Genomic DNA, 18,018 nt, shown 5'->3' on the forward strand with positions numbered 1-18,018 from the left:
GCCAATCAAGCGCTCACCGGCGGAAGTCAGTTTGATGTTGTTGCGATCACGGATGAAGAGTTGCGTATCAAAATAGCTTTCCAATTGCTTAATACGTGCGCTAACCGCAGCTTGAGTGATGTACAGGTTTTCCGCCGCACGACCAAAGTGGCGTACATTGGCCAATTCTAAAAAGGTTCTGAAGACTTTAACGTCCATTAATATTCCTCAAAGTGCAAGCGTTCAAGCCTACCAAATCTTGCCATTAAGCAAACCATTGAATGGGCAAAATGTTACCTTAAAACCACAAAAATGTTTAATAGTGACAATAAAAAAGTTTTGTTTTCTTTTTGCTAACTTTGCGCCTAATTTTCGATCTGTACCGCTTAGGTCATTTATCAATTGTAGGTTACAGAGGCTACCACAATGTCTGACACTGAATTTCGTCACGGCAAAAAACGTTTTTACGACAACACTAAGTTTCCACGCGGCTTTGCTAAGTCTGGTGATTTTACGCTCGCTGAAGAAGAAATCCTAACCCTCTATGGTGACACCATGTTGGGCTTGGAGAACGGCGATCTCTTACCTGAAAACGCAGAAGAAAAGCATTTCGTAAAAGTTATCGAAAACCCTGGAAAAGCGAAAACCAAGCTGGAACGTGTGTGGTTAAAATACGTTCAACTCGCTCGTGGTCGTAAACGCTTTCACACCCTAAATGGTCGTTCAAAACCAGATGGCAATGTGGAAGATTACGCCGATGATGTCAGCTTGGTGGAAGAAGATTAATCTCGACCCGCAAGCACAGAATAACAAAGCCCAGATTGGCAACAATCTGGGCTTTAACTTTTTAGCCGCTCGGCTATTTGGCCAAAGAGGCGACCTTTTTCAAGAAGCTGTCTCTTAGATGCTCTTGGTCATACTCTAAATGATAGGTGTTGTGGAAACCGATTTTGAGTTCAACGCCGTTACCGCGTAGAAAGACGTTGTAGCCATCATAGTCGGAAAACGCTTCGACCCCTTCATACATCTTGCCAAACTCGGTCGGCGTACCGCGCGCCATTACCATCTCGTAAGCCTGCAATACTTTGGTCGGATCCAGTTCGTTTTTCATCGCTGACCCTCCTGTTATGTTCTCATTTCAAGTATGGCTCTGTGTGTACAATTTAGCCACTGGAGAACGCCAGTGACATCACGCTTTCTCTATTTACTCTTGAGGCGCTAGGGAAGATCAAACAGCAACGCTTTGACGTTGTCAGCGCCGCGGTTGATGAGCGTGATTCGAGAGGTGGACTCTACCTTTGCACCATCTCCCCCTTGTAGGGGATTCCCGTCAACCTCTAACGTGCCGTCGATTTGGTGCACATACACCTTACGATCAGCGCCAAGCGCGTGCTCCAGCGATTCCCCCGGTAATAAAATCAGCTGATGTAGTTGGGCATCTTGTTTAATATGTAAGGTACCCGCCTCGCCTGTGGGCGTCGCGATGGTCGTTAACCCAGGCGCTTGACCAAAGTCTTTTTGCTGATAACCAGGCGTTTGACCGAAAGTGTGCGGCTCAATCCAAATTTGCAAGAAGCGCAATGCATCGGTTTTCGACGCATTGTATTCACTGTGATAGATGCCTTTTCCCGCCGACATCAATTGGAACTCACCCGCAGGCAGTGACTTAATATTGCCTTCACTGTCTTTATGTTCGATGGTGCCCTCAAGAACGTAGCTGATGATTTCCATATCTCGGTGACCGTGGGTATCAAACCCCGCGCCGGGTGCCACTTCATCGTCATTGATGACGCGCAGCGCGGAAAAACCCATCTGCTGCGGATCGTAATAGTGGCCAAATGAAAACGTGTGTTTGCTGTCGAGCCAACCAAAATTGGCGCGGCCGCGATCGTGTGCGTGTCTCACTGTGATCATGACATTACTCCTCTTTCTTTTCTCCTAGATTAAGAGATGCTTGCGCTCACAAACAGCGCATAAATTTGGCTTAATAGTTCGAAATTTTTGATGAAGCAGGCGTAAAGTAATCCTTGTCCTATCGACAAATTGTTTTTGTTGGACACTAGGGGGCGTTTGTCCGTTAATGCGCTCGTCGCGATAACCCGGTCATCAAATTAAGCCCGCGACTCGTATGATTTCTAACTACACTGAAGTCATGTTTTATTCTTTATCTTTGTGAGACTTGATGTGGAAAATTCTTCCAAACTCGACCGCGTTCGCGCTGACTACAATGTTCAACACTGGAGCCAAGGCTTTTACGGTATCGATAACCAAGGTGAGGTGTATGTGTCACCTGCGCTTGGTCAAGATCACCAAGTGCCACTGAGCAAAATTGTCGCTCAACTCGAACAAAAGCAGCTTAATTTACCGGTACTGGTCCGCTTCCCTCAGATTCTGCATCAACGTGTGCACGGCATCTGTGATGCATTCAACCAAGCGATTGATGAGTACCAATATCCGAATAACTACTTGCTGGTTTACCCGATCAAAGTGAACCAACAAAAAGAAGTGGTCGATGAGATCCTTGCCAGCCAAGCGCAACTAGAGACCAAACAACTTGGCCTAGAAGCGGGCAGTAAGCCTGAACTTTTGGCGGTACTGGCATTGGCGCAAAAAGCGAGCTCAGTGATCGTCTGCAACGGCTATAAAGACAGAGAGTACATTCGCCTAGCGCTGATCGGTGAAAAACTGGGTCACAAAGTCTTCATCGTGCTTGAGAAAATGTCCGAGCTGGACTTAGTGCTTAAAGAAGCGAAAAGTCTTGGCGTTAAACCGCGCATGGGCATTCGTATTCGCCTGGCCTCTCAAGGTGCGGGTAAATGGCAATCAAGCGGCGGTGATAAGTCGAAGTTTGGTCTAGCGGCATCACAAGTGCTTAGCGTGATTGATAGGCTAACGAAAGAGAACCAATTGGACTCTTTGCAACTGGTGCATTTCCATTTGGGCTCGCAGATGGCGAACATCCGCGATATTCGTAATGGTGTCAATGAATCGGCGCGCTTCTACTGTGAACTGCGCGGCATGGGTGCCAACATTCAATATTTCGATATTGGTGGCGGACTCGCGGTGGACTACGACGGCACACGTAGCCAATCCACCAGCTCGATGAACTATGGCTTGATTGAATATGCGCGCAACATCGTCAACACGGTTGGGGATGTGTGCACGCAGTACGAACAACCCATGCCGACGATCATCTCCGAATCGGGTCGCTCACTTACCGCCCATCACGCGGTACTGATCACCAACGTGATCGGCACAGAAGCCTACCAGCCGGAAGTGGTCAATGAGCCAGAACTTGATGACCCACTGCTACTACAAAACATGTGGCGCAACTGGGAAAGTTTGCAAGATGGCAGTGATGCGCGTGCATTAATTGAAATTTACAACGATACGCAAAGCGACCTTGCCGAAGTGCATTCGCTATTTGCTGCGGGGGTGTTGAACCTGCACCAGCGCGCTTGGGCAGAGCAGATGTCATTGCGTATTTACTACGAGCTCAGCCGATTGATGAGCACCAAAAACCGCTTCCATCGCCCTATTTTGGACGAACTGAGTGAGCGTTTGGCGGATAAGTTCTTCATCAACTTTTCGCTGTTTCAATCGCTACCTGACGCTTGGGGGATTGATCAGGTGTTCCCTGTCCTACCTCTGTCAGGGCTTGAGAATGTCGAAGACCGCCGCGCGGTGATGCTCGACATCACCTGTGACTCAGACGGTACTGTCGATCAGTACGTCGATGGTCAAGGCATTGAGACGACTCTCCCTGTTCCGGCATGGAGCAAAGATAAGCCGTACTTTATGGGCTTTTTCTTGGTCGGTGCCTACCAAGAGATCTTGGGTGACATGCACAACTTATTCGGTGACACGCACAGTGCGGTCGTGACCGTAGATGACAGTGGTGAACCTATCATCGAGCGTATTGATGAGGGCGATACTGTAGAAGATATGATGCGCTACGTGCATATTGATGTCGATAACATCCGTGAGCACTACCGTGAACTGGTCACGCAGCGCGTCAGTGAACAAGAACAGCAAAGCGTATTGCAAGAACTTGAGCAAGGCTTAAGTGGCTATACCTATTTAGAGGATTTCTAAGTGAACGATTTGTTTAGCAAAATCGATTATTCGCTCTACTCCAACGCGATGACCTTTTGTCGTCGCCCTTATATGCGCGACCCTATCGGCAGTGATGCCGATTTGGTTATCCTCGGCGTACCTTTAGATATGGCGACGTCAGGACGACCTGGCGCGCGTATGGGCCCTGACGCCATTCGTCGTGCCTCGGTTAACTTGGCTTGGGAAAGCAAAAAGTTCCCATGGGATTTCAACGTGTTCAAACGTGCTAACGTGATTGACGCGGGTGATTTGGTGTTTGACTGCGGCGACGCTGAAGACTTCACTTACCGCCTTGAAGCGGCGACCAGTGAAATCTTGCGTGATGGTAAAACCATGTTGGCATTGGGCGGAGACCATTTTGTCACCTTACCCATCTTGCGCGCCTACGCGAAGCATCACGGTGAGATGGCGCTCGTCCACTTTGACGCGCACACCGACACCTACGCGAACGGCAGCTCATACGATCATGGCACTATGTTCTATCATGCGCCAAAAGAAGGGTTGATTTCGCCTAAACACTCAGTACAAATTGGCATTCGTACGGAATACAAAAAGCAAGATCATGGCTTTAACGTCATCAATGCGATGGAAGCCAATGAACTGAGCGCGAGTGAGATTGTTGCACAAGTGCGAGACATCGTCGGCGACAAACCGGTGTACGTGACTTTTGACATCGACTGTTTAGACCCAGCTTTTGCACCCGGTACAGGCACCCCGGTATGTGGCGGTCTGAACTCTGATAAAGTGCTGAAAATCATCCGCGGTTTTGCCGATATGAACATCGTCGGTATGGACGTCGTAGAAGTGTCTCCTCCCTACGACCACGCAGACCTCACCTCACTCGCAGGCGCCACCATCGCACTAGAGTTGATGTACGCTTGGGCAGCCAATCGCATCGAAGAATAACAATATCACTGACCAACAGGGAGCCCACGGCTCCCTGTTTTGTTTTCTGCGTTGTCATTTGAGGTGACTTACGCCACGCTCAGCGATTCGATGGCTTGCTGTATTGAATTAAAGTGGATTTTCGTCAAGCACATTTCCACCTTGGCAAACTCATGTTCTTGTACCCATTGGGTCACTTGTTCGAGCGTAATAAGCTCGCCGTGAGGCTGGTAGTGATAGCCTTGTTCGTCTGTTGAGATGAGAAAACACCGACCACGGCTATCAATCAGCCAATCGTCTTCACTCCAGATTAGCGATGTGAGTTCACTTTCCAACACATCTTGAGAGGGTACATAGAGTAGCTCGTAATCGCCGTCTAGCTTGAACATGCATGGCCATTCAATCATGGTTGGGTTTCCTATTGTGTTGTCAAACTATAAAACAAACGAGACCGTCACCGAGACAAACGCGTGATCACTCGCTTGGCTATCTTGCGCGAAGGACGGGTTAATCAGATGTTGATCCAACACCTGATAGCCCACAACATCCGCAAGTGAGTATGGCGAGTGAGCTTGAAACTCTTGCGAGAGAAGCAGGTAGTCCAACACATTGCCCGTTGCGAAATGATAATGTGTGGCCGCTCGGTCTTTTGCTTTGTCATTGGTTTGGTAGAGGCTCCAGCTGTCTTCGAGTGTGAGTGTCGCACTGTCGCTGCTGGCATTGAGCGTGAGTTGCCCGGTCAGTACGCTGTCCAAACTTTGATTCATATCACCCATCAGCACAGTCGGCACCGGATGTGACCGGTAGGCGTTTTCCATCGCAATTCGAAGCATCACGGCTTCCCAGCCACGTTGTTGATGAGACAACCAGCGCCCGAGAAGTGGATGCTCACTCTCACCACTTGCGCTCTCTGTCGCGCGTTGAGATTTTAGGTGACACACATAAACGGCAACTTCGCCTATATTGGGCACCGAGACCACGGCCGCAATCGGCTGACGACTAAAGCCTGGAAAGGGAACGCCATAGCACTCCATTAAAGCGCTAGGCGGCGTCACCGCCTGACAACGTGTGATTGGGTAGCGAGACGCCAGCGCCACAACGGGCTGGGAGTAGATGTATTCCTGCTCAATATGCGGCGTGTCGACGACCGCAAAATAGCCATAGCCGAGATCCGCCATCATCTGTCTCGCGGCCTCAATCGAGAACACCTCTTGCAGCCCGACGATATCTGCATCAAGAAGCGTTAATTTCTCCTTCGTCCAGCGACATTTTTCCGCCCACGCTGGCGTCTCATAGATATTCTCAAAATCATAAAACGCGTTGGGCGGCGCGACAAAATTGAACAGGTTTGCGGTGGCAAACGTCAGTGTCTGATGGGTGTGCAAACGACGTCTCTAACAATGAAATCATAGGATGAGTGTACCAAATTTTTGCGCGACCCTGCGTTACTTCTCGAGCTCGATACCCAGCTCTTTACGCACACGCTGACTCAGTCCTTTGCTCACCAGTTGGTAGGAGGCGTGCAAATAGTAATGGAGCGCTTCATCGCGCTCGGGCGAGGCATCGATTTGCTGAATCCATTTCATGCCGCGGCTGGCAAAGTACGGCGCCGGAATATAACCGTCACTTTCACTGAGGAAGACAAAGTTTCTCTCTGATGTCTTAAACGTGTAAGCAGGCGTACCACTTGGCGTGCGTGTACCGATGGCAAACACCTTGCCGCCCACTTTCCACACCTCGCTGTTGCCCCATTGCACCACGTGTGTGGTTGCCGGTAAAGCACGGCAGAACTGATTAAATTGTTCGTGATTCATCACCATTCCTTTTTGATTTAGGTCGAGCGCATAGAGCACAAGATAAATTGATCCATTACAGGTGACAACAGAGGGGATTGATGTAGTATCGCCATTATTAACTCTATGATTAAAATGGAATTAGCACCTCGATGCGATTGGAACACGTACTAGAGATCATCGAATTTACCGATTCAGACCACCTAGAAAATGCAATGGCACATTACCAAACACACGCTTGGGTGGCCGACACTTTAATGCCATATCTGCACCCCGTTTATGACATCGCACCCGAGGCGCTGTGCCAGCATCTTTCTCGCCTTGGATTTAAAGGTACATTGAGCATTGTGCCGCATCAAGATGGTAGCGCCCAGCGCAGTTACTTGCTGTTTGACGCCAGTCGCATCGATGCGCACACCGCCATGCAATTATCTGGCGCACTATCGTCATCGAAACCACAATCCACATCCTGCCATTCTACCCAAACCCAGGTGAATACCGTGCAAGAAGAAGAGGCGCTCTAGGCGCCTCAGTTGCGTTATGCCCAAAACGTGAGGGCAATGCCCGTCAGCACTAAGATACAAGCAAGATTGAGCACAATACCGACTTTCATCATCTCACTTTGTTCTACGTGACCTGAACCAAACACGATGGCATTGGGCGGCGTGGCGACCGGCAACATAAACGCGCAAGAGGCAGCAACCGCAATCAGCACAGACAGAATTACTGGCGATAAGCCAAACGCTTCGGCGACGGTGGCAAAAACCGGAATCAACAAGGCTGCGCTCGCCGTGTTGCTGGCAAACTCGGTAAGAAACACGACAAAAATCGCAATCACCGCCACAATGAACACTATGCCAAGGTGAGCAATCGCCTCGCTGAGCACATTGGCCAAAAAGACGCTGGTACCCGTCGCTTTGAGTACATTACTCAAGCAAATCCCGCCGCCAAACAGCAGCAACACGCCCCAATCTGCCGTTTTTTCAATATCTTTCCAGTGCACGACGCGCGCAAAGTTCACCGCGACAATTGCACCGAGTGCCACCAACGTATCGAACTTAGCAAAACCGCCCAGCATGGCATTAATCGGCTTACTGAAAATCCACAGACAAACCGTGGCAGCAAAAATACCTAACGTGACGATTTTGCCTTTATCCCACTGCACCGGCTGATAGTTCAGCTCAAATTTGCCTTGTAAATTGGGTTTGAGCATCAGATACAGCACAGCCATCGCGACAGGCAAAAGCACCAGCGTCGTCGGCACACCAAAGCGCATCCAATCAGTAAAAGTTAGCCCCACTTCGGCTGCGGCGATGGCGTTCGGTGGGCTACCGACGATGGTGGCAATACCGCCAATACTGGCGCTGTAGGCGATACCCAAAAGCACAAACACATAGGTTGGGTGCTCTTTGTCTGCATCGACTTTACTCAGTACGCCGAGCACCAATGGCAGCATCATCGCCGTTGTCGCGGTGTTGCTGATCCACATCGACAACCCAGCGGTCACCCCAAACAGCATAAACACCGCCACGCTCATTTTGCCTTTAGCCAAGATCAAAACTTTATCGGCAATCACCTTATCCAAACCTTGCCTGTGCATCGCCGCCGCGAGGGCGAAACCGCCAAGGAATAGGAAGATAATGGAATTAGAAAAGTTGTTGAGCGCGGTTTGGGTGTCAAACACATCAAAGAACACCGCCATCACAGGGACAAGAATGGCCGTCACCGTCACGTGCAACGCCTCGGTGAGCCATAAAATGGCGATAAACAGTAGCATGCTGATACCCAGCACAACCGGCGGATCAAACGGGAGGGTAAAATAGAGCAGCAAAAACAGCGCTATATCCGCCAAGACGATGGCGCTGTTGCGGTTAAACAACCACTCTCGGGTATTGGTGGGCAAAGGGACACTATCATTTTTATGCATTATTATATTTCCTTCTAAGGGCCGAACTGGCCCCTAGATGATCCCACAATGTTGCAGGCGGAAATAATTTCCTTTGCGAATTTGTTAACCCCATCAATACCATGGACATTAATGACTTAACTATCAGTAATAGGCGGGTAAACGCTTCACTAAGCCGTTAATTTATCGAAACTTTCCATCACTTGTGGGCACTTCATCACGCGACCATGCCCCTGGCCTTGTGTCGCCACCAAGCTGACGTTCGCCATCTCACTGGCCGCTTTTTCTGACACGGAGAAGTGGGTGAATTTATCTTGCTGATCATGAACGATAATAGTCGGCGTTTGGCGCAATTTGAGTTTGTTGTAGGGGTCGATGGATTGGATCGGATAGCGATATTGCTCTTCCACTTTCGATACCACCGCATCAAACAAACGCATCGAGTATCCTGAGCGAGAAATGCTGCCGAACAGATTGTCGAGGTAGTCCAACACCGGCGCAATCAGCAACATCGGCTTATCCACCAGTTTTTGATGATGGCACTCAATCGCAGACGCGGTTCCCATACTGTGCCCAACCAGACCCGCCACATCATCGACACTGTCCAGTACCGCTTCTAGCCCTTGAACAAAGGCAGGAATATGGCCATAGACGCCTTCGCTTTGACCATGAGCCGGGTGATCATACGCCAGAGCGGTGTAACCTCGCTTAGCAATATGCGCCATCAAAGGGTAGAACTGGCTTGCGCTGCCCGACCAACCGTGGGTCAACACCCACACCGGCCCCGACCCCAAGCGATAGGTTTTCAACACCCCCTCCCCACTTTGCACTTCGCCTTCAATCATCCCTAGCGGAGCGGCGTTTTTCGGTTTGGTGCGCACCGGCGTCAGCAAAAGTTTGCGCGCCGTTTTTTCCGCGTGCTTAGGCGCTAAGGTGTGATGAAGCCTTGTGCCCCAGTTCACCATGCTTTTCTTTAAGCTGAATTTCGTTGATGTATTGAAATAGATCTTATCACTCATGGTCGTATCCTTATCTGTTCGTAAAAACGAACGACCGTACTATTTTAAGTTAAAAAAACCGCGTCAATCGATGACGCGTGTTGTTTATTCTGTGGGTTAAGCGCTCACTCTCCAGCGCTGCAACAGCGCTTCTACCCCAGACCAGAACAGCGCATAACTCGCCTGCTCGCCGTGGATGGAGTAAAACAGATGGGCACTCAAATAAAGCCCGTACAACTCGAACGTGGCTTGTTTCGGATCGAGCTGGCGGTCGAACTCACCACTCTCGACCCCTTTCGCTACCTGAATGCGCAAATACTCAATCCAAGTGGCGATGGTTTTCTTCAATACTTGCTGCGTCGGCGTCGGTTGTGGGCACGCCTCTTTCCACGCATCAAGGAACATACAACTGCCTTGAAACGAGTGGTTCCACCCTAACCAATTGTCGAGCAGGCTGCGCAGTTTGCGCTCGATGTTGTCATCACCTTGCGCCCTCGCTGGCGCAATCACTCGCTCGGTAAACACGAGGTTGGCGTACTCCAGCACCGCAATTTGCAAGTTGTCTTTCGAGTTAAAATGGGCAAACAACCCACTCTTAGACATACCACACTGCTTCGCCAACTCTCCGATCGTCAGGCTCTCCAACCCATTTTCACTGGCCAGTTCAAATGCCTTGCTCAGAATATTCTCTCGGGTGATTTTACCTTTACTCATCGGTGACTCACTGTGTGGACTGAACGCCTTTTTAGCACGTTCGTACTTTTTTGCCAAGTGTGAAGTCTTAGCGGAACATCGAAAACGAGGAGGAACGGTCGCTCCTGGATCGTTCGCCAAGCTTTTATCGTTTGTCATTAGGCGATAACGAATGATTGCACTACAATTTTTGTTTACATGTGAATAAGTAGAGCATGATGTTGTTACAGGGTTTAAACCTCAATATGCCTTTGGCGGAACTGATTTCTTCACTGACCGTCGCACTCGATATGACGGAGGGACAACCCCCTGAACACAGCATGCGTTGCTGCTGGATAGGCATGCATATTGGTGAGCGAATGAACCTTTCCTCATCAGAACTGCATGATCTGTATTTTACGTTGTTACTCAAAGATGCGGGCTGTAGCAGTAATGCCGCGCGTATTTGCGAGCTTTACGCCACCGATGATCTGAGGTTTAAACAGCGTTATAAAACGGTCGGCACCAGCCTGACGAGTGCCATTAACTTTGTACTTAAAAATGCAGGCTCGGGAGAGCATTGGCGCAAGCGTATTTCGACCACCATTGACATCTTAAAAAATGGTACCGATTACGCACAAGAGTTGATCCAAACACGTTGCACAAAAGGTGCTGAAGTCGCGCGTGAACTCTTGTTCAGTGAAAACGTGGCGCAAGGTATCAAACATTTGGATGAACACTGGGACGGTTCAGGCCGTCCTGAAGGGCTGCAACATGATCACATCCCACTCTTTTCAAGAATTGCGCTTCTCGCTCAAGTAATGGATGTGTTCCAACGTGAACATGATTTGAGCATTGCCTTTTCTGAACTGGAACGTCGCTCCGGAAACTGGCTGGACCCTAGCTTAGTGACCATCGCCAAGCAGTTGGAAGAGAACGCGGATTTTATTGAGGCACTCAACGCCCCATCCATCGTCTCTTTTGTCCTCTCCATGTCACCCGCACAAGCAATGATCCCCTTAGACGATGATTATTTCGACCGAATCGTGACCGCGTTTGGCAAGATCATCGACGCCAAGAGTCCTTTTACCTCCGGACACAGCGCCAGAGTGGCTGTTTTTAGTACCCTCATTGCCGAAGAGCTCAATATTGACCAAGAGGATCGACTATGGCTGAAACGCGCCGCACTCTTGCACGATCTCGGAAAACTTGGGGTCAGCAACACCATCTTGGATAAACCAGGAAAACTGGATAGAGACGAATGGGCACAAGTGCAAAACCACGCAGTGCTGACGAGAGAGATCCTTGAAAAGATATCGCCGCTCAGACACTTTGCCAAAATGGCGGCGGCCCATCACGAGAAGTTAGATGGAACAGGCTATCCCGACAAACTGGTTGCCGAAGAAATATCGATGATGACACGGATTATTACCACAGCTGATATTTTTGACGCCATTACCGCTGAACGCCCTTATCGAGGCGCCATTCCGATTCCAAAAACATTGGAAATCATGGAAGAAAACGTCGGCACAGCCATCGATCCATTGTGCTTTAATGCGCTCAAAGCCGCATTAAGCAAGCTCCCAGAGAAATACATCAAAGACATTGGGATGAGTGAACTCCCCTCGTCACCAACGCTTTAGATTTATTTGTAAAGAGCATCTTCATCTCTTCGCTCACTGTGGCTATGCCGTCTGTGTGCTTCAGTTTGATAGCTTGGTTTTGGACATAAATGAGACAGAGTAAAAACTCTAAGTCACCAACATTTGATAATCATTCCTTATGAATCAGCTCTCAATTTCTTCGGATAAACGAAGTGCATCTTCCAACTCAACACCCAAATATTTGATGGTGTTTTCGATCTTGGTATGCCCGAGTAAAAGTTGAATCGCTCGAATATTTTTAGTCTTCTGGTAAATCAATGTCGTTTTAGTTCGGCGCATTGAATGAGTTCCGTAGAGATCAGGGTTGTGACCTAAAGTAAGTGCCCAACTCCGAATGATTCGACGGTAATATGAGTAGCTTAGAGATTGATGGGGCTTTCCTGGGCTTGGAAAAAGGTAGTCTTTAGGTTGAAGCTTTTGGTCTTTAATCCAATGACTCAGCGTTTGCTGTGTTCTCTGAGTGATTTCAAACTGAACGTCATTGCCAGTCTTTTTCTGAACATACTGGACACGGTTGAATATTAAGAAGTTAGATGAAACATCTGATACTGTTAATGATAAGAGGTCGTTTGAACGTAGCTTGCTATCGATTGCAAGGTTAAGAAGAGATAGTTCCATCAGATTATTACTGAGCTCTAAGCGAGTTCTAATCCGCCAGATTTCTTCTAATCTAAATGGCTTTTTTACACCCGTTTTCTTGCACTCCATATGCTCTCTCGTTGTACTGTTGTTAACAGACATCTAAACATGAAGTTTTGTGAAAAAAGAGCGAACGTATTCGTTCGCTCTATTACGTCTAGATCGTGGGACTATTTTTTAGACCAAGCAAACTTCTCAAATACTTTGTCTACTGGCGTGTGAGCAACGTGGTTGACGTAGTTACTGATCACTTTTTGCGATAGACCAAGGATCACTTCCAGTACCTGTTGCTTACCGTAACCTGCCGCAAAGAATGCCGCTAGGTCTGCTTCTGATACATTGCCACGTTCACGAACTACTGCAAGAGTGAAGTCTTTCAGAGCTTGAAGCTTTTCAGTTGGCATCGCCTCATCGTTACGCAGTGCTTCAATCAATGCAGGATCAACCTTCATTGAGTGCGCGATCCCAGTGTGTGCAGGGACGCAGTAGTGACACTCGTGTTCAACGTTGATGGTCTGCCATACAACTGTTAGTTCTTCGGCATCAAATGATGTGTTGGTGAATTGCTGATGCAGTTGCGTGTACGCTGTTAGGATTTGAGGAGACTCAGCCATTACTGCGTAGAGACCAGGAATCATACCCATTTGCTTTTGTGCGCCTTCAAGAATTGCTTTGCTTTTCTCAGGTGCAGACTCAACAGTGTGTAGTTTAAATTCACTCATTTTCACTTTCCTATTCTTTAACTTGTTAACTTTACTAACTTATTTTGCTTCTGGCTCTAGCAGCACTTTGGTTACGAAAAGACGAACAGTTGGTGCTACAAGGGCTAAAACTAACAGTGCAGATGGCACCATTTGTGAAACTGCGTTTAACCATGCATCAAAGAATGCGCCGTTCTCTGGCAGTGTTTTAGCTACCATGATGGCTGGCATGCTAAGAAGCATAGTAGGCAAAACCATAGAAACCATTAGTGGGTATTGGAACTTACGTGAAAACTTTTTCATGATTGACTCTCTTATGCCTGACTTCGATTGGCTAACTGATGGGGTTATATTAGCCCCGCCCATCACAATCAAAAATAGACAACATTGAACTTGAATCTTTCATATTTGAATGATTAACTCAGAGTGCAACCCTCAAGAGCGATCAACTATGAAAGCAAAAGACATCTCCAATCTCTATCTGTTTTGCCAATCTGTCGAGTGCGGTGGCTTTGCAGCGGCGAGCCTTAAAACACACGTTTCAGCCCCAACGTTATCAAGGGCTGTAGCGAGCCTTGAGGATAAATTGGGTGAAAAACTGGTACACCGTAATGCAAAACAGTTCCAGCTCACGACAGCTGGTGACGAATATTACCAACGCTTCGCAGCCCTATTTGTGCAGTTGAATGATGAATGGACACAGCTTTCGAATAGTCAGCCCGTATTAACGGGGGAAATCCGAGTATCTTGCCCAGAGCCATTTGCTGACAAATTCCTGCAAAAAATGGCGATTGAGTTTATGCAGCTTCACCCAGAGGTCTCCGTAACCATTCAATTTAGCGCAGGTACAGAACGTTTCTTCGATGAGCAGATTGATCTTGCGATAGTGACGACGCCTCCTCATGCCAGTCATTTAATACAGCGTCAGTTGTTTGAATCACAATTAATGCTCGCGGCATCACCCAGCTATATTGAAAAATATGGTCAGCCAGAACGAGCAGAAGAGTTAATTAACCATCAGCTACTATCGGGTAATAACTTGCCATATTGGGAGCTAAAAGAAGATGGCAAAACACTCCGTATTCCCTATCAACCTCGTTACTCAATCAGCAGTCTACGTTTAAATATTGATGCGACATTGGCAGGTGCTGGGATCTGCATGATGCCAAGAGCAGTTTTTGAAAAGCATGCAGATAGAAAAGAGTTGGTCGAGGTATTGCCAGAACTTGAATACCCAACGGGTAAAGCATTCTTGGTGTGGGCAGACAGAAAGCTGATAGCGACCAGAGTGGTTGCCTTTAGGGACATGATTTTTGAACGGTTTGGGCAATCTACTGAGTTTCTGGCTTCGATTCACTCTGAGCGAGACTCGTAGTTGTTATATTTATGAAATGAAAAACGCCAGACTAGACGAACTAATCTGGCATTTATTATGTGACTTTAGCGATTACTTTTTACGAAAATATAAGAATGCATTCAACCACGCTAAACCAAGAATAGTCAGCGTCATTACAGGTGGTTTAGACTGAAGCGGTAGCACTTCGGCAGGCACATTTGGCAGTAGGTGAACATACACTGCAACGATCATAATTGCTGTCGTTAATAGCGTTGATAACTCTATGGCTTTATCTTTAATCGGTGCCGCAAGTGCCTTATTACCAATCATCACTACAAGCAACAGTAGACCTGAAAAAATCTCACCTAATTGACCAGCCCAGCGAGACAACGTTGGTAAAGGCAGTTCACTCAGTGCAATTTGTTTTGCAAACATAGCCGTGAACGGGTCAAAGAATTTTACCATTCCCGCCATCACCATAAAGGCGCCAAGTAAACCTGTTAGGATCTTTTGAATTTTTGTTCCTACGCTGTCGGTTTTATCATAGCTACGAACCAAAAAAATACCCGTAACGAGTAGCATCGTGCCAATAAGAGATAGCTCAAGAATTAATTGTGATGTGCTCATAGCAAACCTTCATTATGTGTTATCAAGTTGATGGCACTATTCTACGAAGCACTCTAAGGTTCAAAAATAGACAATTTCGTTCTATATCCATGCAAAAATGAAAGATTGAACTATTTATAGATTTACTTCCTAGACCGTTTTGGGGCACTTCTGAGTTACGACGCGCCAACTGTAAAAGTTCTGGGCTGAAGTCTGTTAGTGCTATTGCCCAAAAACAAACACAACCACATTCGACTATAAAATGTACCTTGAAACTCCTGTTAGTTGCCCAGCTTATAGGCTAGTGCTAACATTTGTACATACGCCTACAAAGGAATACATAATGGACACTAGAATTCAATTTCGTGTTGATGAAGAAACAAAACGCCTAGCTCAACAAATGGCTGAGAGCCAAGGTCGCACTCTGAGTGACGCTTGCCGTGAACTAACTGAGCAACTCGCTGAACAACAAAGAAAAGCATTATCTCACGACGCATGGTTGACTGAGCAAGTAAACCTAGCATTTGAGAAGTTGGACTCAGGAAAATCCGTTTTCCTTGAGCACCAAACGGCTAAATCTCAAATGGAAGAGCGCAAAGCCAGAATCCGTAATCGAGGTAAGCAATGATTTTATGGGAAGAAGGGTCACTTAATGATCGTGAAAAAATCTTTGAGTTTCTCTATGACTTCAACCCTGATGCGGCAGAAAAAACTGACAACCTCATTGAAGCAAAAGTAGAAAACTTGCTAGAGCAGCCACTTATGGGTGTGCAACGAGACGGTATACGTGGTCGATTACTGGTAATTCCTGAGATTTCGTTGATCGTCTCCTATTGGATCGAAGGCGACATTATCCGAATCATGCGCGTTCTCCACCAGAAACAAAAATTTCCTATGGATTGATTGCGTCCTCTGCGGAACTCACGCTTATTAGACGGAATAATTCGGCTTTTGCTTTCCTTCTATACTGCTTAATATGTCACATTGCAGGTCTTGAAATTGGACTCAATCCTGCTCTGGCTTGTTTGGGGCAAACTACTGCCCACACCCACACCAAACATTTGAACTCCCCCACAAAAACAACACATATCCCCTCCTTCCTGCCCGACTCCTTGATTTCACCCCACCTTGTCTGCGCGGTGAACTGCTATATCTAAGGGTCAGTTATTAACAATGATAATTATTATGCAGAAAGAAAAAATCCAGAGTATCGAACTTGGCCGTGTGGTGGCGATCATCGCGATTGTTGCTATGCATGGGCAGCCATTTCTCTCCTACTGGCTATCGGATGGCACCCCTTGGTTTGGGTACATTTTTAATCAGGCGACACGCTTTGCTGTGCCGCTGTTCTTTTTGATTTCGGGGTATTTGATTGCCCCTAAACTGGACGCCAACCCCATCGCGACGCTCAAAGCCTACAGCGCGCCGCTACTGCGCATTTTTGTTGTGTGGAGTGTAATTTGTCTTGTGATGCCGTTTAACCTCAATGTAGTGATGGAACAAGGGTACTTGGCCGATCGCATGGGCTACTGGCAGTTTTTACTCTCTACACCGCTTAATACCTTGCTTGAAGGCGGACTGGTGCACTTGTGGTTTATCCCGGCGTTAGTATTAGCGGCGGCGATTGCGGCAGGGTTGGCGCATATTTCCCAATCTCAGTGGTTGATTCCGTTGGCGTTGCTACTGTATGTCTACGGCGTTTTGGCAGGCAGCTATCAAGGGGTAACGGATCTGTGGTCGCCGTTTTTCACCCGTAACGGACCATTTTTCTCAACGCTCCTGTTCGCATTGGGCATCGTGATTCGCCGTCAACAATGGCGCGTGAGCAGTGCACAGGCACTGACGATGGCGGCGCTGGGGATGTTGGTTCATTTCGCTGAAGCGTACGGATTGTCGTTTTATGACCAGCCTTTCAACACCAATGATTTTCTGTTTGGGACGGCGCTGTGGGGAACGGGCTGTTTTCTCTGGCTATTGACCAAGCCTTCGCTCGGCCAAGGTCATTGGCTGACGGGGCTCGCCCGCTACGTGTTACCGGTTTACGTCGCGCATTTACCGATGATGATAGTGATGTTCAACCTCGCCGGGGCGTTGGAATTAGAGGGGTTGATGCGAGATGCCAGTATCTTTGTGGGTACACTCACGTTGACGTATCTACTGGTGAAAGCCGTGGACGGCACCAAACTCAATACTTGGTTGTTCCGTTGATACTCAAGCGCCGCAGATACGCGGCGCTCTTGTTATCTATCCAAGCAGTTTCGAGTACGGCAGCGCGATGAGGTTTAACACCATCAGCGCGGCCATGACGAAGAAGGTCAATTTCATTCCAGTGATACGGTGCTTTAGCGTATCGGATAAAATCGCTTTCGCGTGCAGCACTCGCCCAATCACAAACGCAATCCCCGCCAAATGAATAAAGCCGGCATGCACACCGTTGTATTCCGCCAAGGCCATTAAAATCAAAGTGATAGGAATATAGTCGACCGCATTGCCGTGTGCGCTGCGCGCTAAAACCAGCGCTTCGACGCCGCCGTCCGCGTATTTTATGAGCTCTGCACGTCGTTGTTTGATCACTTGCCAAGCAAGCGAAATCAATAATCCGGCCAATATCACCGCATATAGCGCCGTTACCATAGTGTGTCTCCTTGATTGATGTCATCTCTAACATAATGGGGAACGATGGATTATGCCAGCCGAAACAAAAGGCAGCGCCCAATGAACGC

General features: G+C 47.9%; 23 protein-coding genes. 9 read left to right on the top strand and 14 right to left on the bottom strand.

Going from position 1 to position 18,018, the window contains the following annotated elements; genetic code table 11:
- The coding region (locus AC6R0R_RS15110; protein WP_500627288.1) for a LysR family transcriptional regulator at window positions 1-198 on the bottom strand (198 nt) is incomplete at its 3' end.
- A gap of 207 nt (window positions 199-405) precedes the next feature.
- On the opposite strand from AC6R0R_RS15110, the gene AC6R0R_RS15115 reads away from it, so the two are divergent.
- Window positions 406-765, top strand: a complete 360-nt coding sequence (locus AC6R0R_RS15115; protein ID WP_500627289.1) for a MaoP family protein — start codon at window positions 406-408, stop codon at window positions 763-765.
- A 73-nt stretch (window positions 766-838) separates the two neighbouring features.
- On the opposite strand, the gene AC6R0R_RS15120 is transcribed toward AC6R0R_RS15115, so the two are convergent.
- Window positions 839-1,090, bottom strand: a complete 252-nt coding sequence (locus AC6R0R_RS15120; protein ID WP_487902985.1) for a DUF3081 domain-containing protein — start codon at window positions 1,088-1,090, stop codon at window positions 839-841.
- Window positions 1,091-1,197: 107 nt separating this feature from the next.
- A complete protein-coding gene (locus tag AC6R0R_RS15125) occupies window positions 1,198-1,893 on the bottom strand; it encodes a pirin family protein (protein WP_500627290.1) in 696 nt (231 codons plus the stop codon).
- A gap of 258 nt (window positions 1,894-2,151) precedes the next feature.
- Between AC6R0R_RS15125 and speA the strand changes: the two genes are divergently transcribed.
- Together speA and speB are read left to right on the top strand one after the other, a co-directional pair.
- The gene (gene speA, locus AC6R0R_RS15130; protein ID WP_500627291.1) at window positions 2,152-4,074 is read left to right on the top strand and encodes a biosynthetic arginine decarboxylase; all 1,923 of its coding nucleotides are present in this window, start codon (window positions 2,152-2,154) and stop codon (window positions 4,072-4,074) included.
- The gene (gene speB / locus AC6R0R_RS15135) at window positions 4,075-5,001 is read left to right on the top strand and encodes an agmatinase (protein ID WP_500627292.1); all 927 of its coding nucleotides are present in this window, start codon (window positions 4,075-4,077) and stop codon (window positions 4,999-5,001) included.
- Between the two features lie 68 nt (window positions 5,002-5,069).
- Here speB and AC6R0R_RS15140 read toward each other — a convergent pair whose 3' ends face one another.
- The 3 genes from AC6R0R_RS15140 to AC6R0R_RS15150 are packed head-to-tail and all read right to left on the bottom strand — an operon-like array spanning window position 5,070 to window position 6,794.
- Window positions 5,070-5,387, bottom strand: a complete 318-nt coding sequence (locus AC6R0R_RS15140; protein ID WP_500627293.1) for a DUF4144 family protein — start codon at window positions 5,385-5,387, stop codon at window positions 5,070-5,072.
- A gap of 27 nt (window positions 5,388-5,414) precedes the next feature.
- On the bottom strand, window positions 5,415-6,365 hold the full coding sequence (locus AC6R0R_RS15145; protein WP_500627294.1) for an endonuclease/exonuclease/phosphatase family protein: 951 nt from the start codon (window positions 6,363-6,365) through the stop codon (window positions 5,415-5,417).
- Between the two features lie 60 nt (window positions 6,366-6,425).
- On the bottom strand, window positions 6,426-6,794 hold the full coding sequence (locus AC6R0R_RS15150; RefSeq protein ID WP_500627295.1) for an MmcQ/YjbR family DNA-binding protein: 369 nt from the start codon (window positions 6,792-6,794) through the stop codon (window positions 6,426-6,428).
- A 131-nt stretch (window positions 6,795-6,925) separates the two neighbouring features.
- On the opposite strand from AC6R0R_RS15150, the gene AC6R0R_RS15155 reads away from it, so the two are divergent.
- Window positions 6,926-7,297 carry a hypothetical protein gene (locus AC6R0R_RS15155; RefSeq protein WP_500627296.1) on the top strand — a complete coding sequence of 124 codons (372 nt, stop codon included), beginning with the start codon at window positions 6,926-6,928 and terminating at the stop codon, window positions 7,295-7,297.
- Between the two features lie 14 nt (window positions 7,298-7,311).
- On the opposite strand, the gene AC6R0R_RS15160 is transcribed toward AC6R0R_RS15155, so the two are convergent.
- From AC6R0R_RS15160 to AC6R0R_RS15170, 3 genes are all read right to left on the bottom strand, one after another.
- Window positions 7,312-8,700 carry an SLC13 family permease gene (locus AC6R0R_RS15160; RefSeq protein WP_500627297.1) on the bottom strand — a complete coding sequence of 463 codons (1,389 nt, stop codon included), beginning with the start codon at window positions 8,698-8,700 and terminating at the stop codon, window positions 7,312-7,314.
- Window positions 8,701-8,849: 149 nt separating this feature from the next.
- On the bottom strand, window positions 8,850-9,698 hold the full coding sequence (locus AC6R0R_RS15165) for an alpha/beta fold hydrolase (protein WP_500627298.1): 849 nt from the start codon (window positions 9,696-9,698) through the stop codon (window positions 8,850-8,852).
- A 96-nt stretch (window positions 9,699-9,794) separates the two neighbouring features.
- Complete coding sequence (locus AC6R0R_RS15170) at window positions 9,795-10,391, bottom strand: TetR/AcrR family transcriptional regulator (protein ID WP_500627299.1); 597 nt, start codon at window positions 10,389-10,391, stop codon at window positions 9,795-9,797.
- A 197-nt stretch (window positions 10,392-10,588) separates the two neighbouring features.
- Between AC6R0R_RS15170 and AC6R0R_RS15175 the strand changes: the two genes are divergently transcribed.
- A complete protein-coding gene (locus AC6R0R_RS15175) occupies window positions 10,589-11,992 on the top strand; it encodes an HD-GYP domain-containing protein (protein ID WP_500627362.1) in 1,404 nt (467 codons plus the stop codon).
- A gap of 144 nt (window positions 11,993-12,136) precedes the next feature.
- Here AC6R0R_RS15175 and AC6R0R_RS15180 read toward each other — a convergent pair whose 3' ends face one another.
- The 3 genes from AC6R0R_RS15180 to AC6R0R_RS15190 all read right to left on the bottom strand — a co-directional run bounded on the left by AC6R0R_RS15180 (window position 12,137) and on the right by AC6R0R_RS15190 (window position 13,656).
- Window positions 12,137-12,721, bottom strand: a complete 585-nt coding sequence (locus AC6R0R_RS15180) for a tyrosine-type recombinase/integrase (RefSeq protein ID WP_500627300.1) — start codon at window positions 12,719-12,721, stop codon at window positions 12,137-12,139.
- A 101-nt stretch (window positions 12,722-12,822) separates the two neighbouring features.
- Complete coding sequence (locus AC6R0R_RS15185; protein WP_500627301.1) at window positions 12,823-13,374, bottom strand: carboxymuconolactone decarboxylase family protein; 552 nt, start codon at window positions 13,372-13,374, stop codon at window positions 12,823-12,825.
- Window positions 13,375-13,413: 39 nt separating this feature from the next.
- Window positions 13,414-13,656: a DUF2798 domain-containing protein gene (locus AC6R0R_RS15190; protein WP_102778453.1), complete on the bottom strand. Its 243-nt coding sequence runs from the start codon at window positions 13,654-13,656 to the stop codon at window positions 13,414-13,416.
- A 148-nt stretch (window positions 13,657-13,804) separates the two neighbouring features.
- Here AC6R0R_RS15190 and AC6R0R_RS15195 point away from each other — a divergent pair, with 148 nt between their 5' ends.
- The gene (locus tag AC6R0R_RS15195) at window positions 13,805-14,728 is read left to right on the top strand and encodes a LysR family transcriptional regulator (protein ID WP_500627302.1); all 924 of its coding nucleotides are present in this window, start codon (window positions 13,805-13,807) and stop codon (window positions 14,726-14,728) included.
- Between the two features lie 72 nt (window positions 14,729-14,800).
- Here AC6R0R_RS15195 and AC6R0R_RS15200 read toward each other — a convergent pair whose 3' ends face one another.
- Window positions 14,801-15,316, bottom strand: a complete 516-nt coding sequence (locus AC6R0R_RS15200) for a hypothetical protein (RefSeq protein ID WP_500627303.1) — start codon at window positions 15,314-15,316, stop codon at window positions 14,801-14,803.
- A 322-nt stretch (window positions 15,317-15,638) separates the two neighbouring features.
- On the opposite strand from AC6R0R_RS15200, the gene AC6R0R_RS15205 reads away from it, so the two are divergent.
- The 3 genes from AC6R0R_RS15205 (at window position 15,639) to AC6R0R_RS15215 (ending at window position 17,503) form a co-directional block, all read left to right on the top strand.
- Entirely contained in the window at window positions 15,639-15,923 is a 285-nt protein-coding gene (locus AC6R0R_RS15205) for a type II toxin-antitoxin system RelB/DinJ family antitoxin (RefSeq protein ID WP_500627304.1), read from the top strand.
- Entirely contained in the window at window positions 15,920-16,198 is a 279-nt protein-coding gene (locus tag AC6R0R_RS15210) for a type II toxin-antitoxin system RelE/ParE family toxin (protein WP_500627305.1), read from the top strand. Before AC6R0R_RS15205 ends, AC6R0R_RS15210 begins: the two co-directional genes overlap by 4 nt.
- 282 nt (window positions 16,199-16,480) lie before the next feature.
- Window positions 16,481-17,503 (top strand): acyltransferase, encoded by a 1,023-nt coding sequence (locus tag AC6R0R_RS15215; RefSeq protein ID WP_500627306.1) that lies wholly within the window; start codon window positions 16,481-16,483, stop codon window positions 17,501-17,503.
- 36 nt (window positions 17,504-17,539) lie between these two features.
- Here AC6R0R_RS15215 and AC6R0R_RS15220 read toward each other — a convergent pair whose 3' ends face one another.
- Window positions 17,540-17,929 (bottom strand): MAPEG family protein, encoded by a 390-nt coding sequence (locus AC6R0R_RS15220; protein ID WP_500627307.1) that lies wholly within the window; start codon window positions 17,927-17,929, stop codon window positions 17,540-17,542.
- Between the last annotated feature and the right edge of the window lie 89 nt (window positions 17,930-18,018).

Source organism: Vibrio sp. R12-SW3-ISO1 (assembly GCF_059834005.1).